Genomic DNA, 25253 nt, shown 5'->3' with positions numbered 1-25253 from the left:
CACCGGCGGGGCGGCACGGGGCCACGGCGGCGTCGTTAGACTCCGGCGCGTGACGACCGCGGCCACCCCCAGCCAGCCCGACGCTGCACCGACGACCTCGCCCGCCGGAGGCCCGACCGCGCCGGTCGACGTAGTCGTCCTCGTGTCGGGCTCGGGCACGCTCCTGCAGGCGCTCCTCGACGCGTCCGCCGACCCGGCGCTCGGCGTCCGCGTCGCGGCCGTGGTGGCCGACCGGCCCTGCGTCGGGATCGAGCGGGCCGAGCGGGCCGGTGTGCCCGCGTCGGTCATCGCCCCCGGCGACCACGACGACCGGGCGGCGTGGGACGCGGCGCTCGCGGCGCGCATCGCCGAGGCGTCGCCGGCGTTCGTCGTCAGCGCCGGGTTCATGCGCATCCTCGGTCCGGCGGCCCTGGCCGTCGCGACGGTCGTCAACACCCACCCGGCGCTGCTGCCGAGCTTCCCCGGCGCGCACGGCGTCCGCGACGCGCTCGCCTACGGCGTCAAGGTGACCGGCACCACGTGCCACGTCGTCGACGCGGGTGTCGACACGGGCCCGATCATCGAGCAGCGCGTCGTCCCCGTCGCCGACGACGACACCGAGGAGACGCTCCACGAGCGGATCAAGGTTCAGGAGCGCGAGCTGCTCGTCGACGTCGTCGGCCGCATGGCCCGGGAGGGCTTCGCCGTCGAGGGGCGCCGGGTCCGCATCGGCTGACGGGCGCGGCGACGGATTCGGCAGGCGTCCCCGCGGCCGCTACGCTGGCCGTACACGACTGGCGCAGGTGGGCAACCACCAGGGAGTGAACGGTCGGAGCATCGCCCGCCTGGGTGCTCCGGAGTCATCGACACCGCTGCCCACAGCACCCACAGCCAGGAGTTCTGATGTCCGACGGCCGCCGTCCGATCAAGCGCGCGCTCATCTCCGTCTACGACAAGACCGGTCTGGAGGACCTCGCCCGGGCGCTCGACGCCGCCGGCGTCTCCATCGTCTCGACCGGCTCGACGGCCAAGACCATCGCCGCGCTCGGCATCACCGTGACGCCGGTGGAGGAGCTGACCGGCTTCCCCGAGTGCCTCGAGGGCCGCGTCAAGACGCTGCACCCGAAGGTCCACGCCGGCATCCTCGCCGACACTCGCAAGCCCGAGCACCTCGAGCAGCTGGCCGAGCTCGGCGTCGAGGCCTTCGAGCTCGTCGTCGTCAACCTGTACCCGTTCCGCGAGACCGTCGCCTCGGGTGCGACCCCCGACGAGTGCATCGAGCAGATCGACATCGGTGGGCCGTCGATGGTGCGCGCGGCCGCGAAGAACCACCCGAGCGTCGCCGTCGTCACGAGCCCGACCGCCTACGGCGCCGTCGCCGACGCGCTCGGCGCCGGGGGCTTCACCCTCGGCCAGCGTCAGCGCCTCGCCGCCGAGGCGTTCGTCCACACGGCGTCCTACGACAACGCCGTCGCGAACTGGATGGGCAACGCCTACGCCGACACGACCGACGGCACCGGCTTCCCGGCGTGGACCGGCGCGACGTTCGACCGCTCGGCCGCCCTTCGCTACGGCGAGAACCCGCACCAGAAGGCGGCCCTCTACACGCACTGGCGCCCCGGTGTCGCCTCGGCCGAGCAGCTGCACGGCAAGGAGATGTCGTACAACAACTACGTCGACACCGACGCCGCGGTGCGCGCCGCGCACGACCACGGTGACCAGCCGACCGTCGCGATCATCAAGCACGCCAACCCGTGCGGCATCGCCGTCGGCGGCACCATCGAGGAGGCGTACGAGCGGGCCCACGCCACCGACCCGGTCAGTGCGTACGGCGGCATCATCGCGGCCAACCGCACCGTGACGGCGGCGATGGCGGCGGCGGCGAAGCCGGTCTTCACGGAGGTCATCATCGCGCCGGACTTCGAGCCCGAGGCGCTCGAGATCCTCACCGCGAAGAAGAACCTGCGCATCCTGCGCCTGCCCGCCGGGATGGCCGAGGCGGCCGACCCGATCGAGACCCGCGCGATCAGCGGCGGCCTGCTCGTGCAGTCGGTCGACCGCGTCGATGCCGTCGTGCGCGGTGACGACGACGCGGTGACGGGTGGCGACGACGCGGCGAACTGGCGCCTGGTCGCCGGTGACGCCTCCGACGACGCGACGCTGGCCGACCTCCAGTTCGCGTGGCGCGCCGTCCGCGCGGTGAAGTCCAACGCCATCCTGCTCGCCAAGGACGGCGCCGCCGTCGGTGTCGGCATGGGCCAGGTCAACCGCGTCGACTCGTGCTACCTCGCGGTGCGTCGCGCCGGCGAGGGCCGCGCCCGCGGCTCGGTGGCCGCGTCGGACGCGTTCTTCCCGTTCGCCGACGGCCTGCAGATCCTCCTCGACGCCGGGGTGCGTGCGGTCGTCGCGCCCGGTGGGTCGATCCGCGACGAGGAGATCGTCGAGGCCGCGAAGGCCGCGGGCGTGACGCTGTACTTCACCGGCGCCCGCCACTTCGCCCACTGAGAGACCGACCCACCCCCCTTCACCGTCGAGAGGCCACGTTCGGTGGCGTCTCGACCGTCGAGAGGCCACGTTCGGTGGCCGGTGGCACGACGAGAGGCCAGCTTCTTCGGGAGAAGCTGGCCTCTCGTCCTGTGTCGGACCGCCGTTCGTGGCCTCTCGACGGTGATCCGGGGACCGCTCGTGGCCTCTCGACGGATGGCGGGTCAGCGGGTCAGCGGGTCCAGCGGTAGCCGGTGGGGTCGCCCTCGCCGAGGTCGACGATCGCCGCGACCGGGCCACCGCCGTCGGGGCCCTGGTGGGCGGCCGACACCGACACGAACACCGCAGGGTCGCCGGTCACGGACGCCGTGACGCCACCGACGGCCGACTTGATCTGGCGGTGCCAGTGCACGTCGGAGTCGTCGAGCATCGCGTTGCGACGACCGTGCACCTGGCCGTCCTGGCTCACCTCGCACTTGAGGAAGACGTTGACGAGACGGCCGTCGAGGTCGGAGGTGTGCGGGCGCTCGGGCAGGTCGAGGCCGGCGTCCTTGATCGCGGCCCAGATGCCGTCGGCGTCGAGGGCGTCCTGCATGACCGAGTGGCCGATCCGGTACCGGCCGCCGACGCCGCGGGCGTTGCCGACGACGACGACCTGGGCCTGGTCGAGCTCGACACCCGAGCTGCACGACGCCACCGAGGAGAACAGCGACCGGTCGTGCATGACGTCGGCGTCGGTCGGCATCTCGATCTCGCCGAGGGCGACGGCGATGCCGAGCGCGGTGGTGCCGTTGGACAGGTCCATCGACTCGTGGGTGTGCTCGGTCCAGACCCGGTGGCCGCGCTCCTTGGCGTCGCGGATCGTGTGGATCGTCAGCAGCGGCGTCTTGGTCTGCACGTAGTGGACGTCGGCGGGGTCGGTGATGCCGGCGCGCTCCATGGCGACCTTCACCGCGTCGGCGACCTTCGAGACCATGGCGACGTAGCCGATCTCCTCGGGCTTGATCGCCTCGCTCATCGCGAACCCGACCGTGAGGCGCAGGTCGTCGGAGGGCTCGGCCTGCTCGGCCGGGACGGTCGCGAAGATCGTCGCGTGCGGGCTGATGACGCCGTCGGTGCCGCCGGACCACACGATCGGCACCTGCTTGACCTGGTCGGCCGGGGCGCCCTTGGTGACGAGCACCTCGCGGAAGGCGCGGTCGGCGATGATGCGGGTGTAGTCGTTGACGCCTCCGTTGCCCTCGGTCTTGCCGATGATGGCGATGACGCGGCTCGCCTCCATGACGCCGTCTTCGATGAGCTTGGCGAGCTCGGACGCGTCGGAGACGGAGTGGATCGGCACCTTGCGGACCTCGATGGCTTCAGGCACGGTGGATGACCTTTCTCTTCAGTGGTTTTCGACGACGGTTCCGACGCCGCCCTCGACGGCGTCGGCGATGCGGGACAGGTCGGTGATGACGGACCGGCGCCCGCCGGCGCGGACGAACCGCAGCGCCGCCTCGACCTTCGGACCCATCGAGCCCGACGCGAAGTGGCCGGCGTCGGCGTACGCCGTGAGCTCGTCGAGCGTGACGGGTCCGATCGGGTGCGCCTCGGGCGTGCCCCAGCCGGCGACCGCGTGGTCGACGTCGGTGGCGATGACGAGGACGTCGGCGTCGAGGGCCCGGGCGAGGAGGGCGGCCGTCAGGTCCTTGTCGATGACCGCCTCGACGCCGCGGACGCGTCCGTCGCCACCGCGCACCACGGGGATGCCACCACCGCCGGCCGCGACGACGACGTAGCCGGCGGCGAGGAGCGTGCGCACGGCAGGGGTCTCGAGCACCTCGAGCGGCTCGGGCGAGGCGACGACCCGCCGCCACCCGCGCTCGCCGCGGTCCTCCCACGTCTCGCCGTGGTCGATGAGGGTCTGGGCCTGGTCGTGCGGGAGGTAGCGGCCGACCGGCTTGGTCGGGCGGGTGAAGCCGGGGTCGCCGGCGTCGACGCGGGTGCGGGTGACGAGGGCGGCGACGGGGCGCTCGACGCCGCGCGCTGCGAGCGAGGCCTCGAGGGTGTCGAGCACCGTGAAGCCGATGGTGCCCTGGGTCTGGGCGCCGCACCAGTCGAGGGGCACCGGTGGTACGACGTGCGCCGCGAGCTCGTTCTTGACGAGGAGGTTGCCGACCTGCGGCCCGTTGCCGTGCGTGATGACGACCTCGGTGCCGCGGGCCACGAGGTCGGCCACGTGCTCCATGGCGCGGCCGATGGCCGAACGCTGGGCGTGTGGCGTGGCGCTGCCGTCGGGGCCCGTCATGGCGTTGCCGCCGAGCGCGACGACGACACGCAGGGGTGCGGCGGGGAAGGGGGACGCGTCGGCCGTGGCGTCGGTGGGCCGCGTCGGCTGGCTCATGCGGCGAGCCTAGGAGCGGCCGGCCGCGTGCGGCGTTGTCACCTCCTGCCAGAGGCGGGCGTCGCGATTGGCACATCTGGGCCGTGCGACGGGCGCGGGGCCGGGTGGCCGGTGTCACGAGGAGGTCAGCGGCGATACAGTTTCGGGTAAAGAGGCCAGTACCGGGCCGCCGCCGAGCCCGGTAGGAAGGGGCCGCACATCGTGGGAGTCGGAGTCTTGCTCGCCGTCATCGGCGCGATCCTGACGTTCGCCGTCCGGGCGAACACGTCGGTCATCAACCTGCCCGTCGTCGGGGTCATCCTCATGGTCGCCGGCGGCGCCCTGATCTGGCACGGCAGCAAGGGCACCCACCGCAAGAAGATCGTGACGCGCGAGGAGAACCCGGGCGGGGCGACCTTCCCGACGAACACCGTGCGCCAGACGATCGAGGAGCGCGACGTCGACTGACGCCGCCGTCCCCACCCCGTCCGTGACCCCGCATGACACCGCGGCTCTCACCCGGCCGTGAGGGCCGCGGACCATGTTCGGGATGGGTGTGGCAGCAGCCGGGCGAGCGTCGCAGGGTCGCCGACGAGTCCGTCGCGGTCGTAGGCGGCGAACATCGCCTCGAGGTCGTCCCGGGCCGACGCGCTGAGCCTGGCCCCCGGCCCCGCACGCCACGCGTCGAGGCTGGTTCGCTCGGCGACGACCTCGCGTCCGAGGGTTCGCGAGGCGACGTCGGCGAGCTCACGGACGGAGAGCCGCTCGGGGCCCGCGAGCTCGAACGCGCCGGTGTCCCACGCCGCACCGGTGAGCAGGAGGGCTGCGACCTCGGCCACGTCGTCCAGGTCGACGTTCGTGAACGGGGTGTCGAGCGAGTAAGGCACGGCGATGCGGCCCGCGCGGGCCGCGTCGAGGAGGTTCTGGTGGTACGCCGCCGGCCGCAGCACGAGGGCGTCCGGGTGCAGGTCGCGCACGACCGCCTCGGCCTCGCCCTTGCGGACGTGGTGCGGCATCGACGCGTCGTCGGGGTGGAGCACCGAGTGGAAGGCGAACCGGGCGACGCCGGCGACGCGGGCGGCGCTCGCCACGCGAAGGGCGATGCCGACCTCGTCGGGGTGGACGTTGGGCGCGAGGTGGTAGACGGCCTCGACCCCGTCGAGCGCGGCGTCGAGGCAGGCCCCGGTCTCGAGGTCGACGACCGACGCCGACCGCGCGCCTGCCGCCCGCGCCCGGTCCGCCGCGTCCGCCGACCGCACGGCGGCACGGACGTCGACGCCGCGTGAGGCCAGGGCGCGCGTGACGGCGCGACCGGTCTTGCCGGTCGCGCCGATCACGAGAGCCCGCATCGCTCAGACCCAGTCGACGTCTGCAGCCTGCTGACCAGCCGCGAGCGTGGCGTAGCCGGGCCCGCGGTCGAAGAACGGCTGCTCGTCGGCCCGCTCGGCCCGCAGCTGCGTGCGCAGGGCGTCGGACGCGGCTGCGTCGATCGTCGGCTCGTCCTTCGTGCCGCCGGCGACGACGCCGTAGTCGCGGCGCGCGCCCTCGAGGGAGACCTTGCCCCAGCGCAGGTCGCGCTCGACCTCGGCGTAGGGGCGCTCGAGGGGGTCGCCCCAGCCGCCGCCGCCGGTGGTGCGGATGCGGATGACCTGACCTGCCTTGACCACCTCGGCGTCGGCGAGCGCGTCGACGGTGCGCTCGTCCGGGCCGCCGACGTCGACGGTCACCTCGAACGGGCGACCCGCCTTGCCGCCCTTGACGCCCCAGCAGGCGAGGATCGAGCGGTCGGCGATCGACATGAAGTGGGCGTCCTTGAGCATCCGGATGTGCTTCTCGTAGCCGAGGCCACCGCGGTGGCGCCCCGCGCCGCCGGAGTCGACCGCGAGGCCGAGCCGCTCGACGATGAAGGGAAAGCGGCTCTCGGTGAACTCGGTGGGCAGGTTGCGGCTGTCGGGCACGACGTGGATCGTGTCCTCGCCGTCGGCGTAGTAGCGCCCGCCCGAGCCGCCGCCGAGCACCTCGCGCATGAGGTAGTCGTTGCCGTCGCGGTCCTTGCCGTAGACACCGGTGTAGCGGATCGTCTCCTGGTCGGCGGGCATCTTGCCGTCGACGGCCTTGGCGACGACGCCGGCGAGCACGCCGAGCAGGCGCAGGATGACGAACGTACGGGCGTTCGTCGGCGCCGGGTAGATCGGCGTCAGCAGCGTCCCCTTCTCGGGGAACTTCATCTCGATGAGCGGCACGATGCCCTCGTTGACGTCGAGCTCGGCCATCCGCTCGGGGGTGTCGGCGAGGTTGCGCAGGATCGGGGCCAGCCACTTCTTGAGGAAGTTGCCGCCGACGTAGTCACCGCAGTGGTTGATCGGGCCCTTGGCCTGCGGCGCCGTGCCGGTGAAGTCGATGACGAGCTTGGGGCCGCCGTCCGGGTACTGCTCCGAGCGGCCGGGGCCGCCGGTCGACTGCTTGGTCAACGTGATCCGCTGCGTGTGCAGCTTCGGCTCGTCGACGCCATCGTGCTCGGCGTAGTCCTCCCAGACGTAGGTGCCGTCGGGGATCTTGCTGAGGATCTCGCGGCGGTAGGTCTCCGTCGTCTTGTCGAGGATCGCGTCGAACGCGGCCTCGATCGTGTCGCGGCCGTAACGCTCGAAGAGCTCGCCGAGGCGGCGCGCGCCCATGAGGCAGGCCGAGCACTCGGCGTCGAGGTCGGCCGCGAGGCTGTCGGGCATGCGGCTGTTGCGGGTCATGATGCGCAGGGCCGCCTGGTTGGGAACACCCTTGTCCCACAGCTTGATCGGCGGGACGGACAGCCCCTCCTCGAAGACCGTCTGCGCGTTGCTCGGCATCGAGCCGGGCACGGCGCCGCCGATGTCATCGTGGTGGCCGAACGCCTGGACGAACGCGACGACCTCGCCGCCGGAGAAGACCGGCACGGTGACGCAGAGGTCGGGCAGGTGGCCGATGCCGCCCTCGGACTCGTAGACGTCGTTGTGGAAGAAGACGTCGCCCTCGCCCATCTCGGCGAGCGGGAAGTCGCGGACGATGGGGTGCACGAGCGCGCTGTAGGAGCGGCCGGTCAGCTTGCGCAGCTGCCGGTCGTGGATGCCGGCCCGGAAGTCGTGCGCGTCACGGATCATGGGGGAGCGGCTCGTGCGGGCGATTGCGGTCTCCACCTCCATCTCGACGCTGGCGAGGGTGCCCTCGACGATCTCGACGAGGATCGGGTCGACCGTGGTGCCCTCGGGCGTCAGGCGGTTGCCGTGCTCGTACGCCGTGGGGAGCCCGGCCGGGTTGACCGGCGCGTCACCGGCGTGACCGGCGCCCTGGATGTCACCGTTGTGCGAGCCGGTGGCCGCGTCGACGGGAGCGAGGCGGGTGCTGGCGGTCTGGCAGGAGAAGCACATGTCAGGCCTCCTTGGTGATGACGAGGTTGCCGAGCGCGTCGACGCGCACGACGAAGCCGGGGTGGACGGGGACGGTCGAGCCGAACTCCTCGACGATCGCGGGGCCGTGCACGGTGTCGCCGGCCCGCAGGTCGGGTCGCCACCACACGTCGGTGTCGACGTAGCCGGCATCGGCGTCGAAGCACACCGGTCGCACGCTGCGGTGAGCGCGCTCCCGCACGTCGGGGCCGCCCTCGGCGGGCTCGAGCTCGCGCAGCTCGGGACGGGTGATCGGTCCGACGCCGGTCACGCGGAGGTTGACCCACTCGACCTGCTGCGTCGGGTCGCTACGGAAGTCGTAGCCGTAGAGCGCGCGGTGCTCGTCGTGGAAGCGTGCGGCCACGTCGGCGGCGTACGCCTCGGTGACGTCGCCGTCGGGTGCCGCGACACGCACCTCGTAGGCCTGGCCGAAGTAGCGCAGGTCGACGGTGCGCGTGTAGCGGTGGCTCTCGCGCGGGAAGCCTTCGGCGTCAAGGGCGCTCGCGGCATTGGCGGTGAGGTCGTCGAACGTCTTCTGCACGGCGGCGTGGTCGAGGGACGAGTGCCGCGCGACGGCCGTCTGCACGTAGTCGTTCTTGACGTCGACGGTGAGCAGGCCGAAGGCCGAGACGTTGCCCGGGTTCTGCGGCACGACGACGCCGGCGAGGCCGAGGATGTCGACGAGGCGGCAGGCGAGCAGCGAGCCCGACCCGCCGAACGTCGCGAGCATGAAGTCGCGGACGTCGAGACCGCGCTTGACGCTGACCTGGCGCAGGGCGTTGGCCTGGTTCCACGCCGAGATCTCGAGGATGCCCGTGGCGCAGCGCTCGAAGTCGAGCCGGAGGCGCTCCGCCAGGGCCGTGACGCCGGCCCGGGCCGCGTCGACGTCGAGGGGGATCTCGCCGCCGAGCAGGTGCGGGGGGATGCGCCCGAGGGTGACGTGCGCGTCGGTGATGGTCGGCTCGGTGCCACCCTTGGCGTAGCAGAGCGGGCCGGGGTCGGCGCCCGCGGACTGCGGGCCGACCTTGAGCGAGCCCTCGGGGGAGATCCACGCGATGGAGCCGCCACCGGCGCCGACGGTGACGACGTCGATCATCGGGATCTTGCTCGGGTAGGCGCCGACCGAGCCCTCGGTCGTCAGCGTCGGCTCGCCGCCGAGCACGACGGACACATCGGTCGACGTGCCGCCGCCGTCGCAGGTGAGGACCTTGTCGAAGCCGGCGCGGCTCGCGATGAGCCCGGCGCCCAGCGCTCCGGCGGCCGGCCCGGACAGCACTGTCGTGATCGGCTGGTGGACGACCTCGTCGGCCGAGAGCACGCCGCCGTTGGACTTCATGATGTAGAACGGCAGCTTCTCGCTGCTGTCGACGAACTCGTCGAGACGCTGGTGGATGTTGGCGACGTAGCGGCTGACGTTGGGCTTGACCGCAGCGTCGACGAGCGTGGTCATCGAGCGCTCGTACTCGCGGTACTCGCGCAGTACCTCCGAGCTGATCGACACGACCGCGTCGGGGTGCTCACGGCGCAGCACCTCGCGCATCGCGACCTCGTGGCTGTCGTCGGCGTAGGAGTGCAGCAGGCAGACGCCGATCGTCGTGATGCCGCGGTCCTTGAACCACCGCGCGGCGGCGACCGCGCCGTCCTCGTCGAAGGGGCGGATCTCGTTGCCCTCGAAGTCCATCCGACCGCCGACGGTCTTGACGTAGTCGGCCGGGACGATGCGCGGCGGCTTGACCCAGAAGTAGGAGTTGCCGTAGCCGTCGGGCACGGCCTGGCGGGCGATCTCGAGGATGAACTCGTAGCCCTCGGTCGTCACGAAGCCGAGCGCCTCGACCTTGCCCTCGAGCAGCTTGTTCGTCGCGACGGTGGTGCCGTGCGAGACGGCAGTGATGTCGTCGCCGCTCGCGCCCATGAGGTCGAGCACCTTGCGCACCCCGGCGAGGAAGCCGTCGGCCGGGTTGCTCGGCGTCGAGGGCGTCTTCGTCGTGACGAGCTCGCCCGAGTCCTCGTCGAGGGCGACGACGTCGGTGAACGTGCCGCCCGTGTCGATCCCGATGCGCAGGCGCCGGCGGGCCGACGCGTCGGTGCTGGTGGACGCCGCTGGGGTCGCTGCTGTCATGGTCAGGATTCAACCGAGGGAGCGGGTGTCGGGGCGTTGGCACATGCTGCCAACAGGCCGGGGTCCCGGCGTCAACCCTCGACAGTCGTGGTCGCGGACCGCCGCCGGATGTCGAGGTCGCGCCTCCGGCTCCGTCGACGGGGTGAGCGTGCCACGCTGGGCACGCCCCACACGAAGGAGAGCACCATGGCGAAGTACCTCATCGGCGTCGACTTCCAGTCGGGCCCCGACGAGACCCCGATGTCGGAGTGGGAGCCCGCGGAGGTCCAGGCGCACCTCGACTACTACGCGGCGCTCAACGACGAGCTCGTCGCGAACGGCGAGCTCGTCGACGCGACGATCCTCACCGGTCCCGACCTCGCCAAGATCGTCACGTCCGACGGCGGCGCCCCGGTCGTCACGGACGGCCCGTTCCAGGAGTTCAAGGATTGGCTCGCGGGCTTCCAGGTCGTCGAGGTCGACACCGAGAAGCGGGCTCTCGAGATCGCCGCGAGGGTTTCGGCCGTCCCGGGGCGCGGGGGCCGCCCGACGCAGCAGCCGATCCATGTGCGTCGGGTCATGGAGCAGGCGCCGGCGGACACCGAGCAGATGGACGCGTTCCTGCGCACGGCGGGCTCGACCCGCTGAGCATGCCGCCGCTCGACGGCCTGCTGCGCACCCTCGCGCCGCAGGTCGTCGGGATCCTCAGCCGGCGGTTCGGCGACTTCGACGCCGCCGAGGACGCCGTGCAGGAGGCGCTGATCGCCGCGTCGCGGCACTGGCCGGTGGACGGTCTGCCCGACGAGCCACGCGCGTGGCTCGTGCGGGCGGCCTCGCGCCGGCTCGTCGACCAGTGGCGCAGCGACAGCGCCCGCCGCGAGCGCGAGGCGCGGGCCGTGGACTGGCAGGTGCCGGCATCCGACGCGGCCGGCCACGACGACAGCCTCACCGTGCTGCTCATGTGCTGCCACCCGTCGCTGACACCGGCGTCGGCGATCGCGCTGACGCTGCGCGCCGTCGGCGGCCTGACGACGGCCGAGGTCGCAGCCGCCTTCCTCGTGCCCGAGGCGACGATGGCCCAGCGGATCAGCCGCGCCAAGGCCACGATCCGCGCGTCGGGCGAGCCGTTCCGTCGGTTCGACCCCGGCGAGCTCGACGCGCGACTGGCGTCGGCCATGCACGTGCTCTACCTCCTGTTCAACGAGGGCTACACCGGTACGCGCGGGGCCGACCTGCAGCGGGTCGAGCTGTCCCGCGAGGCGATCCGGCTGCAGCGGATGCTCGTGGCCGCCGTCCCCGAGCACGCCGAGGCGCTCGGGCTGCTCGCCCTCATGCTGCTGCTCGAGGCCCGCACTCCGGCCCGCAGCGACGCGTCGGGCGGGCTCGTGCCGCTGCCCGAGCAGGACCGCTCGCGGTGGGACCGCGCCCTCGTGACGGAGGGTCTCGACGTGCTCGCGCGCGCCCTGGCGATCGGTGCGGTGGGTGAGTACCAGCTGCAGGCCGCGATCGCCGCGGTGCACGACCGGGCGCCCACCGCCGCCTCCACCGACTGGCCCGAGATCCTCACGCTCTACGGCCTCCTCGAGGAGGTCACGGGCAACCCGGTCGTCACCCTCAACCGCGCGGTCGCCGTGGCGATGGTCGACGGCCCGCGGGCCGCCATCGCGGTCGTCGACGAGGTCGAGGACCGCCTCGGCACCACGCACCGGTGGCTCGCGGTGCGCGGCCAGCTGCTCGAGATGGCGGGCGACGACGCCGCTGCGGCCGCCACCCTCGACGCGGCAGCCGGCCTGGCCACCAACGACGCCGAGCGCCGCCACCTCGCGACGCGGGCGGCGCGCCTGCGCAGCCCGCAGGCCTGAGCCGCTCGCCGGACGCTACTGCTTGACGACCTCGCCCGAGCCACTGACGTCCTTCGTCACCGTCGGCTCCCCGAGGTAGCGCACGTCGCCGCTGCCGCTGATCGACGCGTGCAGGGTGGCGCTCGCGTGGACGAGGGCGCTGCCGCTGCCCGAGACTGTGACGTCGACGTCACGGGCCGTGAGCGAACCGCCCGCGAAGTCGCCCGAGCCGGAGATGTCGACGGAGAGCCGGTCGGTCGTGCCGGCCGTGGTGATCGTGCCCGAGCCGGAGATGGCGACCGACAGGGCCGGCCCGGCAGCCCCGCCGGCGGTGATGTCGCCCGACCCACTCACGAGGAGTCCGGAGAGGTCGGTGACGGTCACCCGGTAGCTGATCGGGGTCCGCGGCGAGATCGAGGACCCGGGCTCGGTGCCGAGCACGAGGGTGTCGCCCGCCACGTCCGAGCTGAGCATGGGCAGGATGTTGTCGTCGGCCTCGACGGTGACGGACTCCGTCGTGCCCGGCTCGACGACGACCGTGCCGACCCCGGCGAGCTCGACGGCCGAGAAGCCGCTGACCGGCCGTGACTCCGACGCGGGCGTGCCCGAGCCCGTCGTGGAGGAGCACGCACCGAGGGCGGCGACCGCGATGACCGCGGTGACGAGGCCTGCGGCGACGTGCGCGGTGGTGCACGCGGCGGTGCGCGCGGCGCGGACTGGGGTGGGGGTGCGTCGTGGTCGCATCGGGGTCCTCGGTCCGATGGGTCGTGGCCCGTGCAGCGGCCCGTGCAGTGACCGGAGCCGCCGAGCGCGGGGGAGCCGGAAGGTGTCCGCCCCCAGTCTGGGCGCCACCGCGACGCGGCGGGTCACCCGCTGAGGATGACGCGCGGGTGCGCGCGGGGCCGGACGATCGAGGGGTCGTCACCGTCCGTCGTGAGGAGCGAGAGACCGTGCTCATCGAACCCCCGGACGAGCCCGTCGAGACGCCTGCGCCGCCGTCGCCCGACGCCGGTGGCGCGCCGCCCGGGTGGTCGCCGGTCGACGTCGCGGACGGTGCCGTCGCCATCGTGGCGCTCGTCGTCGAGCGCGCCGTCCGGATGGCCGGCCTGGCGGCCCTGCTCGCCCGCCCGGTCACCGCGCTGGCCTGGGTGCCACTCGCCCTTGGCCGACAGCTGCGGTCGGTGCCCTGGGTCGACGGCCTGATCGCCCGCGGAACCCAGGAGCGGCAGGAAGCCACGAGGCGCGCGTACGCGGTGGCCCAGCAGGTGGCCCCGCGGCTCGTCGACTCGGTGCTCGGCCTCGTCGACCTCGACGAGGTCGTGCAGGAGCACGTGGACATCGACGGCATCGTCGCCGGCGTGGACGTGCAGCAGATCGTCGACCGGGTCGACGTCAACGCCATCGTGGCTCGGGCCGACATCGGTGCGGTCGTCGCCTCACTCGACATCGACGGCATCGTCGCCGGCGTGGACGTGCAGCAGATCGTCGACCGGGTCGACGTCAACGCCATCGTGGCTCGGGCCGACATCGGTGCGGTCGTCGCCTCACTCGACATCGACGGCATCGTCGCCGGGGTGGACCTGCAGCGGATCATCGACCGGATCGACGTCAACGCCATCGTGGCTCGGGCCGACATCGGTGCGGTCGTCGCCTCACTCGACATCGACGGCATCGTCGCCGGGGTGGACCTGCAGCGGATCATCGACCGGATCGACGTCAACGCCATCGTGGCTCGGGCCGACATCGGTGCGGTCGTCGCCTCACTCGACATCGACGGCATCGTCGCCGGGGTGGACCTGCAGCGGATCATCGACCGGATCGACGTCAACGCCATCGTGGCGCAGGCCGACATCGACGCGGTCATCGCCAAGCTCGACCTCGTCGCCCTGGCCGAGGTCGTCGTCGAGGGGATCGACCTGCCCGGGATCATCCGCAGCTCCACCGGGTCGATGGCCTCCGAGGGGATCCGGGAGGTCCGCCGGCAGGGGATCGGGGCCGACGAGCGGGTGGCGCACGTCGTCGACCGGCTGCTGCACCGGCCCGAGCGGGCTCCCGGCCCGACCTTCGAGGACGGGGACGGCACACCGCCGACGCGTCCGCAGATCCGCCGTGAATGGGGCGGGCCGGATCCGGGCGGCCCCGACCCGGCCCCCTGACGACCATGACCGCGCAACCGCCGCTGGACCCGCGCCCGGGTCCGATCGCGCGCCTCACCGTCCCGCAGGCGGCCCGGTCGGTGCAGGGCCACCGGGCCGGCGTCGTGACGCGCGTGCTCGCGGGGATCGTCGACGGACTCGTCGCCGTCGTGGCCGTCGCCGTGGGGTACGGCGGCGTCGTCGCCGTGACCTACCTGCTGCGTCCACGGGAGTTCACCGTCCCCGACCCCGGCTTCCAGCTGCTCCTGGCCGTGTTCCTCGCGTTCCTCACCTGCTACCTCGGCCTCGCGTGGGCGATCACGGGGCGCACCTACGGCGACCGCCTGCTCGGCCTGCGGGTCGTCGACGCCCACGGCCGGCGGATCGGGCCCGTCCGGGCCGTCGCGCGGGCGCTCCTGTGCGTGCTCGTGCCGATCCTGCTCTTCTGGGTGGTGTTCAGTCGCGAGAACCGCTCGGGGGTCGACGTCCTGCTGCGCACCTCGGTCGTCTACGACTGGGCCTCGGCGTCCGAGCGTGCCGACGCCTCCGCCTGACGCCTCCCCGTCCGCCTGACGCGTCGGTGCCCTGACCCGGGAGTCAAGCGTCGAAGTACTCACGCAGCGCGGCGTCCTGCTCCGGCGTGAGGTTGGTGTGCAGCAGCGTCGGGTGATGGGCCAGGAACGCCGTGCGGACCTCGTCGAGGTCGACGTCGGAGGTCATGACGAAGAGGGCGGACGTGCCCGGGGTGACCTCGTCGCGGACCTGCCGGATGAAGGTCTCGCCGATCCCCGCCTCCCGCAGCGAACCGCCGAGCGCCCCGGCCGCCGCGCCCACGGCGAGCCCCAGCACGGGTGCGAAGAAGATGATCCCGAGGAGCAGGCCCCAGAAGGAGCCGCCGAGCGCCCCGCTCGCCCGCGTGGACGCCAGCTGCGAGGCCCGTGGGCGTGAGGCGCCCGTCGGCCAGGTGACCACCGCTGCGTCGAGGACGCGCAGGGCCCCGCGACGCTCGAGCTCGCCCAACGTGCGGCCGGCCGCCTGCGCCCCGGTCTCGTCGTCGAAGCGCCAGACCGTCAGAGCGGCGGCCTGCCCGGCCCCGGTCGGATCCGGCCCGTCGGAGGGGCCGGGTCCGCCGGTGTGGGTGCCCGCCACGATGTCGCGCCAGTCGGCCCGGAGCCGGGCCGCCAGGCCGCGCAGGGGCACCGCCGCAGCGTGCTCGTTCCCGGTGGGCAGCCGTGCCGCGTCCCGGTACCGGCCGAGGGTGCGGTTGAGGGTCGAGGCGCCGATGAGCACGCGGGCGAGCAGGTAGCCCCAGAGCAGGACGGTCGCGGCCGCGCCGAGGGCGCCGTAGAGCTGGGAGGAGGTGCTGATGCGGTTGACGAGGTAGAAGGCGCTGACGAGGTGGAGCACCTGGACGCCCGCGCCGATGAGCAGCGCCCCGGGCAGCAGGTCGACCACCGACGCGCCAGCCGGTCGCGGCAGGACGGACAGGACGTACCAGCCGAGCAGCGTGTACAGCGCGAGCATCACCAGCGTGACGACGACCCCCACGGTGTACGCGACGGAGCGCACCCAGCCGGCCGCCAGCGTGAGCGTGACCGCCAGCATCATGAGGACCACGACGGCTGCTGCGGCGCGGGGCGAGCGGTGCAGCCTGGCCACGGGCAGGTGCCAGGCGAGGCTCGTGCCGATCCACATCGCCTTGGCGAGGGCCACCGACGTCGAGTAGAGGGCCACGACGCCGATGAGGAGCAGGATCCAGCGTCCCTGGTGGGCCTGCGCCGTGGCCTGCGAGATGGTCGAGGCCATGAAGCCCCCGAGGCCCGCCTGGGTGAGGTCGGTGCGCACCCGGTCCGGGCTGGAGAAGCCGAAGAGGGCGACGACCACGAGCGCCGCCGGCAGCAGCCACAGGAACAGGCGGAAGGCGAGGGCGCCGGCGAGGAGCGCGCCGCCGGTGTCCCGGTCCTCACGCAGTGCGTCCGTGAGGAGCCGGACCGACGCGTGCTCCTCGCGTGCGGTCAGCAGGCGTCGTCCCGCCTCGGACTGCAGGTGCCGACCCCGGTCTAGGAGCCGGGCGGCTCGACCCGGTCCCTGACCCGGACCGTCGGCGTCGCTGGGCATGCGCCCGATGGTGCGCCCGTGTGGCACGGCAGCGCCTCACTCCCGGAGCGTGATGCGCGGGCTGCGCGTCCGGCGCGATGGTGGGCGCGAGACCAGCCGTGCCGTCAGGGGCCCGTGGGTCGCGGTAGGGCGCCCACGAGGGGCACGCGAGCGTGGGGAAGGTGACCGGACATGACGACGGACCAGGACCCGGTGGGCGCAGGCCCCGCCACTCCACCGACACAGCCGGTACCCGTGCAGCACGTGCCGACGGGCGACGGGCCCGCGGCGGCCGTGCCTGCGGGGGAGGTGCCTCCGGAGGGCGTGCCCGTGGGAGTTGTTCGCACGGGGGACGTCTCTCTGGGCGACGTGCCCCGGGCGGAGGTGCCGGTGGGGGCCCTTGCCGCGGGGGACGTGCCCGTGGGGGCTGTTCCCGTGGCCGCCGCGTCCGCGGGTGACGTCATGGCGCTCGAGGCGGAGAACGAGAGGCTGCGTCGTCGCAATGCCGAGCTGGAGTCGCCGACGGCGGTCCGGGTGGGCCGTGCGGCGCGCACGACGGGCGCCGTCATCCTCGTCATCATCGGCGCGCTGTGCCTGACCCTCGCGGTGCCGGCCATCTGGGCCCGCAACCAGGTGCTCAACACCGACCGCTACGTCGCGACGATGGAACCGCTCGCGACGAACCCGGACGTGCAGGCGGCCGTCGAGGCGGCGGTCAACCGGCAGATCGCGGCCCGGCTCGACATCGGCGCCCTCGTCGACGAGGCGCTCCCGCCGCAGGCCGCGCGTCTCAAGGCCCCCATCGAGAACGCGGTGTCGGGCCTCATCTCCACGATCGTGCACCGCGCCGTGACGAGTGAGGCGTTCGCGACCCTCTGGACGGCAGCCAACCGCACCGCGCACGACTCCCTCGTCGGCATCCTCACCGGGGAGGACCAGGGCAAGGTGGTCACGGTGTCGAACGGCGCCGTGCTGCTCAACCTCGGCCCGATCATCGAGGCCGTCAAGGCGCGCCTCGTCGCCGCCGGCCTGACGGTCGCGGCCCAGATCCCGGCAGTGGGTGCCACGATCGAGATCGCCCGGCTCCAGGGCGTCGACAAGGCCCAGAAGGCCGTCCGGACGCTCAACACCCTGGCGAACTGGCTGCCGTGGATCGGCCTGGTCGCGTTCGCCGGCGCCATCGCGCTGGCCCGGGGGCGCCGGCGTCAGACCCTGATGTGGGCCGCGCTCGGGACCGCGATCGGCCTGCTGCTGCTGCGCATCGGACTCGTCGTGGTCCGAGGGATCTACCTCGACCAGATGCCCACCGACGTCATGTCGCCACAGGCGTCGGCCTACGTCTTCGACACCGTGACGCGCTTCCTGCGCGACGGCATCCGCCTCGTCTTCATCATCGCCCTCGTCGTCGCGGCGGTCGCGATCCTGCTCGGCCGCCGCGCGGCCCTCGCACGGGGCGGCCGCCGGGTGGGCGAGGCCGCGGGCCGCTCGTGGAGCTCGCTCAGCAGCGGGCCCGTGGGCGACACCGTGGCGCACCACACACTCGCCGTCGGTGGGGGGATCCTCGCCGTCGGAGCCCTCGTGCTCGTGCTCTGGGAGAACCCGTCCGGCCTCGTCGTCCTCGTCATCGGCCTCATCGTCGCCCTCCTGCTGGTGGCGGTCTGGGGGATGGCGCAGGGCGTGGGCCGGCAGCGACCCGCGGGTTGAGTGGGAGGGGCCGGCCCGGGCGACCCTTTCGCAGGTGCCCGGGCCGGCAGGCCCGCTCCGCGCACCCTCGGTCCCGCCGTCGGGAGGGCGTCGGTCGACGCGTGCCTGAGCGTCGACGCGTGCCGGAGCACCGCCACGTGCCGGAGCACCGCCGCCGGACGACCGTTGGTCGACGCGTCACCTGGGGTCGCGGCGTGTCGGCGCCGACACGCCTGCCGGGGACAGGTCGGGTGCCCCAACGGTCGTCGGCGGTGGCTTGGTCATGTCGAGAACTCTTGACGCATGACTACTCTGCAGTGCAGAGTTAACGCATCGGGCGCACAGGGGCGCCCGCCGCGGAAGGAAGAGCCGATGTCCGACACCCAGTCCGCCCAGTCCGCCCAGCCCGTACGGCACGCCGAGCTCGCCGCGGCCGAGGACGTCCTCACCCGCACCGAGCAGCTGCGCCGGGTGGCCCGCCGCGACACCCGGGGTCTCGAGATCCCGCTCCTCGTCCTCGGCGTCCTGACGCTCGGCTACGCGGCCGTCAGCCACGTCGAGCAGAACGTGCTCTACTCCGACCTCGGCCCGGGGGAGTCGAGGTACAGCACCGACGCCGAGCTGTGGTTCTCCCACTTCGTCGACAACTACTGGGCCATGGTCGGCGGCGCCGGCCTGCTCGTCATCGGCGTGTGGTTCGGCGTCCGGAGCCGGCGACGCGGGGCCGGGGCGGGCGCGGGGGCCTGGATCGCGGGCGGTGTCGGTCTGCTCCTCATCGCGACGTTCGGCCTGCCGTTCTCGGCATGGGGCATGGTCGGGATGTTCGGCATCGTCGGGTTCATGGCGCCGACCGCCTTCATCGGCATCGCCCTGCTGCTCATCGCCTGGCGTCGTCGTGACCGGCGGCTCGCCGCGTGGGTCGTCGTCTTCGGCGTCGTCGTGACGCTCGCGCACCTCGGCTTCTTCACCAACCGCTTCGGTGACCTGCTCAGGATCGTGGGCTTGGACGACTCCGTCTCGGTGGACGTCGTCGTCCAGGCCGACCTCGTCGTCATGGCCGCACTCGGTCTTGTCCTGATCGGAGTCGCCCTCCGCGGTCGTCGTGCGGGGGCCTCCACCCCGCGCCTCCGCGAGCCGGTGGCGTCGTGACCCCGCCCGACGCGGTGCCCGTCGACCCGGTCGAGGTGGCCGACGCGTCGGGCGTGGACGAGCCGCACCCGACCAGCCGGCTCGACGACGTCGTCCACCAGAAGGCGCGCCTCGGCATCCTCGCCCTGCTCGCCGAGGCCGATCGGGCCGACTTCACCTACCTCAAGTCCAACCTCGGGCTGACCGACGGCAACCTCGGCCGGCACATCGAGGTGCTCGCCGGCAGCGGCCTGGTCCACGTCGAGAAGGGCTACGCCGGCAGGCGCCCCCGCACGTGGGTCACCATCACCCGGGCCGGGCGGCACGCGCTCGCCGAGGAGATGGCCGCGATCCGAGAGCTGCTGCGCCGCTTCGAGGGCGCCTGACGCGTCGCTCCCGTGCGGGGCCCGCCGGCGAGCGGCCGTTGGTCGACGCGTCAGCCGGCCTCGCCGCGGTGGATCGGTGCGTGCGGGAAGGAGGTCGACGCCGGCCGCTCGAGCTCGTCGCGGTGGTTGCGGATGAGGTCGAGATTGCGGTCGCGGAGGTGGTCGAACGCCTGCCCGACGTTCGAGCCGGGCGTCAGCGACGCCAGGGCCTCGTCGGGGTCGAGGCGCGCCGTGACCCAGCCCTCGTGCGTGGCCGCCTTGGCCACGATGTGCCCGACCGGCGTCACCACGTGGCTGTTGCCGAAGTAGAGCACCCCGGCGGGGTCGGTGCCGACGGCGTTGGCACCGACGACGTAGACATGGTTGTCGTAGGCACGGGCGCGTGAGGTGAGGTCCCAGATGTCTGCCGAGCGCAGCAGCGCCGAGGGGCGGCAGATGACCTCCGCGCCCTGCACCGCCTGGATGCGGGACAGCTCGGGGTAGTCGCCGTCGAAGCAGATGATCATCCCGATGCGGCCGAGCTCGGTGTCGCACACCGTGACGGTGTCGCCGGGCGTGACCCAGCCTCCGCCGCTGACGATCTCGGAGCAGAAGGGGTGGGTCTTGCGGTAGACGCCGAGCACGTCACCCGAGGGCCCGACGAGGACCGAGGAGTTGTAGACGACGCCGCGCTCGGGGCCGCGCTCGTACGTGCCGAGGCACACGTGGACGCCGAGCTCGCGGGCCACGGCCTGCACGGGCTCGGTGAGCGGGCCCGGGATCTCGGCGACGAGGTCCCACAGCTCCTCCTTCGAGCAGCCGGGGGTGAAGCCGGTGGTCGCGGTCTCGGGGAGCACGACGAGCTCGGCCCCCGTGGCCTCGACGCAGCGGCGGGTCCACTCGACGCAGTGCTCGACGTTGGTGCGGATCGTGTCGACGCTCAGGGGTGCCGGCACGGGGGCGACCTGCACGGCCGCCGCGGTGAACGCGCGCATGCCTCATCCTCTCCCGATGGCCCAGCCGACGACGACCCCCACGAGGGCGATCGCGCCGCCGGCGAGCGTGCCGAGCGCGAAGTCGCGCACCCGCGAGGGCTCGCCCGACGCGGCGGCCCGGCCCGCGTAGACCGCCCCGGTTCCGCTCGCCGGAGCCCCAGCGGCCGGCGCCTCGCTGCCCATGACCCACGATGGCGTCCCCGTGCGGGAGACAGCCGCAGCGGCGGGCGGCTGTGCTGCCGCCCCGCCACCGGCGAGGTCGGCGTCGACCGCCGTGAAGAACTGGCCGGCCATCTTCTTCGTGACGCCGGCGAGCATCCGCTGCCCGACGCCGCCGATCGGGCCCCCGACCGACGCGTCGGCGTCGTAGGTGAGGTCGGTGCCACCCGCGGCGCCGGCGACCAGGCGCACGACGACGTCGGCGTCGACCGTGCCCGGAGCGCCGGCGCCCTTGGCGCGCATCGTGAACGAGTCGGGCGCAGCGGGGTCGCCGAGCGACACCTCGCCGTCGTATGTGCCGCGGATCGCGGCGACACCGGCTGTGACCGTCATGGCGTACGTGTGGGGTGCGAGCTCGACGAGGCGCTCGCAGCCCGGCAGGCAGCGGGCCAGGACCGCGGGGTCGTGGAACGCGTCCCACACCTGCTGCGGCGGCGCGGCAAGGGTGGCGGATCCGGAGATCTTCATGCGGTCGGCTCCTTGGGGGCGGGCGCACCGGCGTCGGTGCCGGTGCGCGAAGAACGGTGCAGGGACGGGAGGTCGCCGGCGGCGTGGCGGCGGCGCAGCTCCCACAGGTCGTTGGGCGAGATCGGCATGCGCGTGATCGGGAAGCCCTCGGCGTCCTCGATGGCCGACGCGATGACGGCGGTGACCGGGATGCACCCGGCCTCACCGGCGCCCTTGATGCCCAACGGGTTCAGCGGCGACGGAGTCTCGAGGTGGTCGGCCTCGATGGTCGGCACCTCGGACGCGTAGGGCATGAGGAAGTCCATGAACGAGGCGTTGAGCAGCTGCCCCGACTCGTCGTAGACCATCCGCTCGTAGAGCGCTCCACCGACACCCTGGGCCACGCCGCCGTGCACCTGGCCCTCGACGATCATCGGGTTGATCATCGTGCCGCAGTCGTGGATGACGCAGTAGCGCAGGATGCGGATCTCGGCGGTGACGGGGTCGGTCTCGACGACCGCCGCGTGCATGCCGTTGGCGAAGGTGGCCTGGGTGGGGGAGTAGAAGCCCTTGCCCTCGAGGCCGGGCTCCTCGCCCTCGGCGACCGGCGGCTTGTCGGGGTCGAACGTGCCGGCGAACTGCGTTGCGGCCTTGGCGGCCTCGTCGAAGGCGTACCGGAGCGGGTTGGACAGCACCGACACCGTGCCGAGGCTCATCGAGCTGCCGGGCGCGCCCTTGACGCGCACGGTGCCCTCGACGATCTCGAGGTCGTCGGGCGACACCTCGAGGGCGTCGGCCGCGATGCGCAGGGCCTTCTCGCGCACCTTGCGGGCGCCGAGGGCGATGGCGCTGCCGCTCATGACGGCGGCGCGCGACGCGAACGTGCCCACGGCGTAGGCCATCTTGCGGGTGTCGCCGGTGGTGACGTGGACGTCCTCGAGCCGCACCCCGAGCTCGTCGGCGACGATCTGGGCGAACACCGTCTCGTGTCCCTGGCCCTGCGACGTCAGCCCGGTGGACACGTTGACGCGACCGCTCGTCTCGATCTGGATGTGGCCGCCCTCGTAGGGGCCGACACCGGTGCCCTCGACGTAGCAGCCGATCCCGAGCCCGACCTTGCGTCCCTCGGCCTCGGCCGCCGCGCGGTACTGCGCGAAGCCGTCCCAGCCGACGAGCTCCTTGAGCTTGGCCAGGCTCGCCGGGAAGTCGCCCGAGTCGTACTTGAGCGGGCGCCCGTCCTGGAAGAGCAGGCCGTGGTCGTAGGGCATCTCCTCGGGGAGGATGAAGTTGCGCGAGCGCACCTCGGCGCGGTCGAGACCAAGGGAGTCGGCGATGGCGTCCATCGTGCGCTCCATCGCGAAGCAGCCCTGCGGGCGACCGGCGCCGCGGTACGGGGTGACGAGCACGGTGTTGGTGTAGAGCGACCAGAACTCGACACGGTACGTGCCCGGCTTGTAGGGCCCGAGCAGCTGGGTCGAGGTGATGATCGGCACGATGATGCCGTAGGGCGTGTAGGCCCCGTTGTCGTGCCAGATCTTGACGTCGAGCGCGAGCAGCCTTCCGGCGTCGTCGAACCCGACCTCGATGCGCTGCAGCTGCCCGCGCTCGTGGGCCGCGCCGATGAAGTGCTCGCGGCGGTCCTCGGCCCACTTGACCGGCTGGCCCAGCAGGCGCGCGGCCCAGGGGACGAGCACCTCCTCGGGCCACGGGTGCACGATCTTGACGCCGAAGCCGCCGCCGACGTCGGGCGCGATGCACTCGACCTTGGCGAGCGGGAGGTCGAGCTTGGCCGCCACCGCCGCGCGCACGCCCGTCGACGTCTGCGTCGACGAGTACATCCGCAGCTCGCCCTTCTCGTCGTCCCACCGTGCGTAGACGCCCTTGCCCTCCATCGGCATGCAGGCGCTGCGCTCGATGTCGAGGTCGAGGGTCAGCCGGTGAGGAGCCGAGGCCATCGCGACGTCGACGTCGCCGACGGTCTGGAGCATGTTGGCGGCGACGTTGCCGGGCACGTCGTCGTGGACGAGCAGCGCTCCGTCGCGGGCGTTCTCGATGCCGACGACGGCAGGACGCTGGTCGTAGGTGACGCGGATGCGGTCGCACGCGTCCTCGGCGACGTAGCGGTCGGTGGCCACGACCATGACGACCGGCTCGCCGACGTGGTTGACCTCCTCGCGCGCCAGCGGGTAGCCGGTGCGGCCGTGGGTCAGGGTCGGGTGCGGGATGAGCAGCGGCAGCGGCTCGCCGACGCGTCCGGGGAGGTCGTCCCACGTGTAGATGGCGACGACGCCGTCGACGTCGATGGCATCGGACGCGTCGATGTCGACGACGCGCGCGTGGGCGTACGGGCTGCGCACGAACGCGGCTGCGAGGGCGTCGTGCCCGAGGTCGTCGAGGTAGCGGCCGCCGCCCGTGACGAGCCTCGGGTCCTCCTTGCGCTTGACCGGCGCGCCGAACATCTGGGTCGTCATGAGCGCTCCTCCGGGGTCTGGCCGGAGGCCCGCTCGGCCTTGATCTCGGCGGCACGCAGGACGCTCTTGACGATGTTCTGGTAGCCGGTGCAGCGGCACAGGTTGCCCGAGATCGCCTCTCGCGCCTCCTCGCTCGTCGGGGCCGGGTTCTCCTCGAGGTAGGCCGTGACAGTGGTGAGGAAGCCGGGGGTGCAGAACCCACACTGGAGGCCGTGGCACTCGGCGAACGCCTGCTGCACCGGGTTCATCGACTCGCCGGTCGGCGCGACGCGGGCGTCCGGCGCCGTGCACAGGCCCTCGACGGTCGTGACCTCGTGGGCCTGGGCCGTGACGGCGAACATGAGGCACGAGCGCATCGGCTCGCCGTCGACGAGCACGGTACAGGCGCCGCAGACACCGTGCTCGCAGCCGACGTGCGTGCCGGTGAGGCGCAGGTCGTGGCGCAGGAAGTCCGACAGCAGGCGCCGGTCCGGCACCGACGCGGTGCGGCTGACGCCGTTGACGCGGATCGTGACCTCGTGCAGCTGCTCGCCGGTGGAGGTGGTGGTGTCGGTCATCGGCGCTCCTCGCTCGGGCGTGCGGTCGGGCTGCCGGTGACGGCGGCGGTCAGGGTGCGGCGGGTCAGCTCGGCCGCGAGCATGCGCCGGTAGCCGGCGGTGGCGTGGATGTCGCCGTCGGGGTCGATGTGCTCGTCCACGGCGCCGGCGACGATGTCGAGGGCGCTCGCCCACGCGTCGGTGCCCGGCTCGAGCCCGCCGAGGACGTCGCCGAGGTCGAGGACCGAGGGCACCGGCGTCACCGACACGAACGACGCGCGGGCCGAGGCCACGACGCCGTCGGCGAGCGTCACCGCCACGCCGACGCCGGCCAGCGCGTAGTCGCCGTGGCGGCGGGCCGACTCGGAGAACGCGGTGCGGGTGCCCTCCGGGAAGCGGCCGAACCGCGCCGCGACGACGAGCTCGTCGTGGTCGAGGGAGGTCTCGAGCGGGCCGAGGAAGAAGGCGTCCCAAGGGATCTCGCGCGAACCGTTCGGCCCGACCGCCTCGATGACGCCGCCGGTCAGGGCGAGCACCGACGGCATCTCTCCGGCCGGGTCGGCATGGGCGAGCGAGCCCACGGTCGTGCCGCGGTTGCGGATGGCCGGGTGGGCGACGTTGACGACCGCCTGGCGCAGCAGCGGCAGCGCAGACGCTGCGGCGTCGGACCGCTCGAGCCCGCGGTGGCGCACGAGCGCGCCTACGCGAACGGCGTCGGGGGAGACGTCGATGCCGTCGAGCCCGGGGATGCCGTTGACGTCGACGAGGTGTCCGGGCGAGGCGAGGCGCATGTTGAGGACGGGCACGAGGCTCTGGCCGCCGGCCAGGACCTTGCCGTCGTGGCCGGCCTGCGCGAGCACCGCGACGGCCTCGTCGACGGAGCGCGGTGCATGGTGCACGAAGGGTGCGGGCTTCACCGAACCGATCCTGCCTTCCGTTGAGGGGTGGAACCAGAGAGTCCGGGTGCATCGGTGTGCCGCCGGTTTTGGCA

The 25253-nt window shown here is 73.1% G+C and carries 22 protein-coding genes and 1 riboswitch; of the genes, 10 read left to right on the top strand and 12 right to left on the bottom strand.

Annotation, left to right across the window (positions count from 1 at the left end):
* The first annotated feature begins 49 nt into the window (after positions 1-49).
* Together purN and purH are read left to right on the top strand one after the other, a co-directional pair.
* Positions 50-715, top strand: a complete 666-nt coding sequence (gene purN / locus RY076_RS18640) for a phosphoribosylglycinamide formyltransferase (RefSeq protein WP_413785797.1) — start codon at positions 50-52, stop codon at positions 713-715.
* 44 nt (positions 716-759) lie between these two features.
* Positions 760-837: riboswitch (ZMP/ZTP riboswitch) on the top strand.
* 45 nt (positions 838-882) lie between these two features.
* Positions 883-2484, top strand: coding sequence for a bifunctional phosphoribosylaminoimidazolecarboxamide formyltransferase/IMP cyclohydrolase (gene purH, locus RY076_RS18635; RefSeq protein WP_323100694.1), 1602 nt, complete (start codon positions 883-885; stop codon positions 2482-2484).
* A 211-nt stretch (positions 2485-2695) separates the two neighbouring features.
* On the opposite strand, the gene bar is transcribed toward purH, so the two are convergent.
* Together bar and RY076_RS18625 are read right to left on the bottom strand one after the other, a co-directional pair.
* The gene (gene bar / locus RY076_RS18630) at positions 2696-3832 is read right to left on the bottom strand and encodes a barbiturase (RefSeq protein ID WP_323100692.1); all 1137 of its coding nucleotides are present in this window, start codon (positions 3830-3832) and stop codon (positions 2696-2698) included.
* 18 nt (positions 3833-3850) lie between these two features.
* Positions 3851-4849, bottom strand: a complete 999-nt coding sequence (locus tag RY076_RS18625; RefSeq protein ID WP_323100691.1) for a carbamate kinase — start codon at positions 4847-4849, stop codon at positions 3851-3853.
* 201 nt (positions 4850-5050) lie between these two features.
* On the opposite strand from RY076_RS18625, the gene RY076_RS18620 reads away from it, so the two are divergent.
* Positions 5051-5296: a hypothetical protein gene (locus RY076_RS18620; protein WP_323100690.1), complete on the top strand. Its 246-nt coding sequence runs from the start codon at positions 5051-5053 to the stop codon at positions 5294-5296.
* A 47-nt stretch (positions 5297-5343) separates the two neighbouring features.
* On the opposite strand, the gene RY076_RS18615 is transcribed toward RY076_RS18620, so the two are convergent.
* The 3 genes from RY076_RS18615 to RY076_RS18605 are packed head-to-tail and all read right to left on the bottom strand — an operon-like array spanning position 5344 to position 10366.
* On the bottom strand, positions 5344-6177 hold the full coding sequence (locus tag RY076_RS18615) for an NmrA family NAD(P)-binding protein (RefSeq protein WP_323100689.1): 834 nt from the start codon (positions 6175-6177) through the stop codon (positions 5344-5346).
* 3 nt (positions 6178-6180) lie between these two features.
* Positions 6181-8229: a hydantoinase B/oxoprolinase family protein gene (locus RY076_RS18610; RefSeq protein ID WP_323100687.1), complete on the bottom strand. Its 2049-nt coding sequence runs from the start codon at positions 8227-8229 to the stop codon at positions 6181-6183.
* 1 nt (position 8230) lies between these two features.
* Positions 8231-10366: a hydantoinase/oxoprolinase family protein gene (locus tag RY076_RS18605; protein WP_323100685.1), complete on the bottom strand. Its 2136-nt coding sequence runs from the start codon at positions 10364-10366 to the stop codon at positions 8231-8233.
* Between the two features lie 186 nt (positions 10367-10552).
* Here RY076_RS18605 and RY076_RS18600 point away from each other — a divergent pair, with 186 nt between their 5' ends.
* Together RY076_RS18600 and RY076_RS18595 are read left to right on the top strand one after the other, a co-directional pair.
* Positions 10553-10993 carry a YciI family protein gene (locus tag RY076_RS18600; protein ID WP_323100683.1) on the top strand — a complete coding sequence of 147 codons (441 nt, stop codon included), beginning with the start codon at positions 10553-10555 and terminating at the stop codon, positions 10991-10993.
* Positions 10994-10995: 2 nt separating this feature from the next.
* On the top strand, positions 10996-12207 hold the full coding sequence (locus RY076_RS18595) for an RNA polymerase sigma factor (RefSeq protein ID WP_323100680.1): 1212 nt from the start codon (positions 10996-10998) through the stop codon (positions 12205-12207).
* 15 nt (positions 12208-12222) lie between these two features.
* Here RY076_RS18595 and RY076_RS18590 read toward each other — a convergent pair whose 3' ends face one another.
* The gene (locus RY076_RS18590) at positions 12223-12930 is read right to left on the bottom strand and encodes a head GIN domain-containing protein (RefSeq protein ID WP_323100679.1); all 708 of its coding nucleotides are present in this window, start codon (positions 12928-12930) and stop codon (positions 12223-12225) included.
* A 206-nt stretch (positions 12931-13136) separates the two neighbouring features.
* On the opposite strand from RY076_RS18590, the gene RY076_RS18585 reads away from it, so the two are divergent.
* Together RY076_RS18585 and RY076_RS18580 are read left to right on the top strand one after the other, a co-directional pair.
* On the top strand, positions 13137-14342 hold the full coding sequence (locus RY076_RS18585; protein ID WP_323100677.1) for a hypothetical protein: 1206 nt from the start codon (positions 13137-13139) through the stop codon (positions 14340-14342).
* A gap of 5 nt (positions 14343-14347) precedes the next feature.
* Positions 14348-14875, top strand: a complete 528-nt coding sequence (locus RY076_RS18580) for an RDD family protein (RefSeq protein ID WP_323100675.1) — start codon at positions 14348-14350, stop codon at positions 14873-14875.
* Positions 14876-14918: 43 nt separating this feature from the next.
* On the opposite strand, the gene RY076_RS18575 is transcribed toward RY076_RS18580, so the two are convergent.
* A complete protein-coding gene (locus tag RY076_RS18575; protein WP_323100673.1) occupies positions 14919-16439 on the bottom strand; it encodes a YhjD/YihY/BrkB family envelope integrity protein in 1521 nt (506 codons plus the stop codon).
* 414 nt (positions 16440-16853) lie between these two features.
* Between RY076_RS18575 and RY076_RS18570 the strand changes: the two genes are divergently transcribed.
* From RY076_RS18570 to RY076_RS18560, 3 genes are all read left to right on the top strand, one after another.
* Entirely contained in the window at positions 16854-18122 is a 1269-nt protein-coding gene (locus RY076_RS18570) for a hypothetical protein (protein WP_323100670.1), read from the top strand.
* Positions 18123-18473: 351 nt separating this feature from the next.
* Positions 18474-19250: a hypothetical protein gene (locus RY076_RS18565; RefSeq protein ID WP_323100668.1), complete on the top strand. Its 777-nt coding sequence runs from the start codon at positions 18474-18476 to the stop codon at positions 19248-19250.
* Positions 19247-19615: a winged helix-turn-helix domain-containing protein gene (locus tag RY076_RS18560; protein ID WP_323100666.1), complete on the top strand. Its 369-nt coding sequence runs from the start codon at positions 19247-19249 to the stop codon at positions 19613-19615. Before RY076_RS18565 ends, RY076_RS18560 begins: the two co-directional genes overlap by 4 nt.
* A 50-nt stretch (positions 19616-19665) precedes the next feature.
* On the opposite strand, the gene RY076_RS18555 is transcribed toward RY076_RS18560, so the two are convergent.
* The 5 genes from RY076_RS18555 to RY076_RS18535 are packed head-to-tail and all read right to left on the bottom strand — an operon-like array spanning position 19666 to position 25179.
* The gene (locus RY076_RS18555; protein WP_323100664.1) at positions 19666-20589 is read right to left on the bottom strand and encodes a carbon-nitrogen hydrolase family protein; all 924 of its coding nucleotides are present in this window, start codon (positions 20587-20589) and stop codon (positions 19666-19668) included.
* 3 nt (positions 20590-20592) lie between these two features.
* Positions 20593-21276, bottom strand: coding sequence for an SRPBCC family protein (locus RY076_RS18550; RefSeq protein WP_323100663.1), 684 nt, complete (start codon positions 21274-21276; stop codon positions 20593-20595).
* A complete protein-coding gene (gene cutA, locus RY076_RS18545) occupies positions 21273-23726 on the bottom strand; it encodes an aerobic carbon-monoxide dehydrogenase large subunit (RefSeq protein ID WP_323100662.1) in 2454 nt (817 codons plus the stop codon). Before cutA ends, RY076_RS18550 begins: the two co-directional genes overlap by 4 nt.
* Positions 23723-24283 (bottom strand): (2Fe-2S)-binding protein, encoded by a 561-nt coding sequence (locus tag RY076_RS18540; protein WP_323100660.1) that lies wholly within the window; start codon positions 24281-24283, stop codon positions 23723-23725. The genes cutA and RY076_RS18540 overlap by 4 nt, the downstream gene beginning before the upstream one ends.
* On the bottom strand, positions 24280-25179 hold the full coding sequence (locus tag RY076_RS18535; RefSeq protein ID WP_323100658.1) for an FAD binding domain-containing protein: 900 nt from the start codon (positions 25177-25179) through the stop codon (positions 24280-24282). The genes RY076_RS18540 and RY076_RS18535 overlap by 4 nt, the downstream gene beginning before the upstream one ends.
* Positions 25180-25253 lie beyond the last annotated feature (74 nt).

It is taken from the genome of Intrasporangium zincisolvens (genome assembly GCF_034724055.1).
In the GTDB taxonomy this organism is placed as follows: Bacteria; Actinomycetota; Actinomycetes; order Actinomycetales; family Dermatophilaceae; genus Monashia; species Monashia zincisolvens.
This window is presented reverse-complemented; position numbering and strand designations above follow the sequence as displayed.

Coding starts and splice junctions, on each gene's coding strand:
- RY076_RS18605 (WP_323100685.1), bottom strand. CDS start 10,366: ATGACAGCAGCGACCCCAGCGGCGTCCACCAGCACCGACGCGTCGGCC.
- RY076_RS18610 (WP_323100687.1), bottom strand. CDS start 8,229: ATGTGCTTCTCCTGCCAGACCGCCAGCACCCGCCTCGCTCCCGTCGAC.
- RY076_RS18600 (WP_323100683.1), top strand. CDS start 10,553: ATGGCGAAGTACCTCATCGGCGTCGACTTCCAGTCGGGCCCCGACGAG.
- purH (WP_323100694.1), top strand. CDS start 883: ATGTCCGACGGCCGCCGTCCGATCAAGCGCGCGCTCATCTCCGTCTAC.
- RY076_RS18580 (WP_323100675.1), top strand. CDS start 14,348: ATGACCGCGCAACCGCCGCTGGACCCGCGCCCGGGTCCGATCGCGCGC.
- RY076_RS18540 (WP_323100660.1), bottom strand. CDS start 24,283: ATGACCGACACCACCACCTCCACCGGCGAGCAGCTGCACGAGGTCACG.
- RY076_RS18575 (WP_323100673.1), bottom strand. CDS start 16,439: ATGCCCAGCGACGCCGACGGTCCGGGTCAGGGACCGGGTCGAGCCGCC.
- RY076_RS18625 (WP_323100691.1), bottom strand. CDS start 4,849: ATGAGCCAGCCGACGCGGCCCACCGACGCCACGGCCGACGCGTCCCCC.
- RY076_RS18590 (WP_323100679.1), bottom strand. CDS start 12,930: ATGCGACCACGACGCACCCCCACCCCAGTCCGCGCCGCGCGCACCGCC.
- RY076_RS18595 (WP_323100680.1), top strand. CDS start 10,996: ATGCCGCCGCTCGACGGCCTGCTGCGCACCCTCGCGCCGCAGGTCGTC.
- RY076_RS18555 (WP_323100664.1), bottom strand. CDS start 20,589: ATGCGCGCGTTCACCGCGGCGGCCGTGCAGGTCGCCCCCGTGCCGGCA.
- RY076_RS18550 (WP_323100663.1), bottom strand. CDS start 21,276: ATGAAGATCTCCGGATCCGCCACCCTTGCCGCGCCGCCGCAGCAGGTG.
- RY076_RS18615 (WP_323100689.1), bottom strand. CDS start 6,177: ATGCGGGCTCTCGTGATCGGCGCGACCGGCAAGACCGGTCGCGCCGTC.
- RY076_RS18565 (WP_323100668.1), top strand. CDS start 18,474: ATGTCCGACACCCAGTCCGCCCAGTCCGCCCAGCCCGTACGGCACGCC.
- cutA (WP_323100662.1), bottom strand. CDS start 23,726: ATGACGACCCAGATGTTCGGCGCGCCGGTCAAGCGCAAGGAGGACCCG.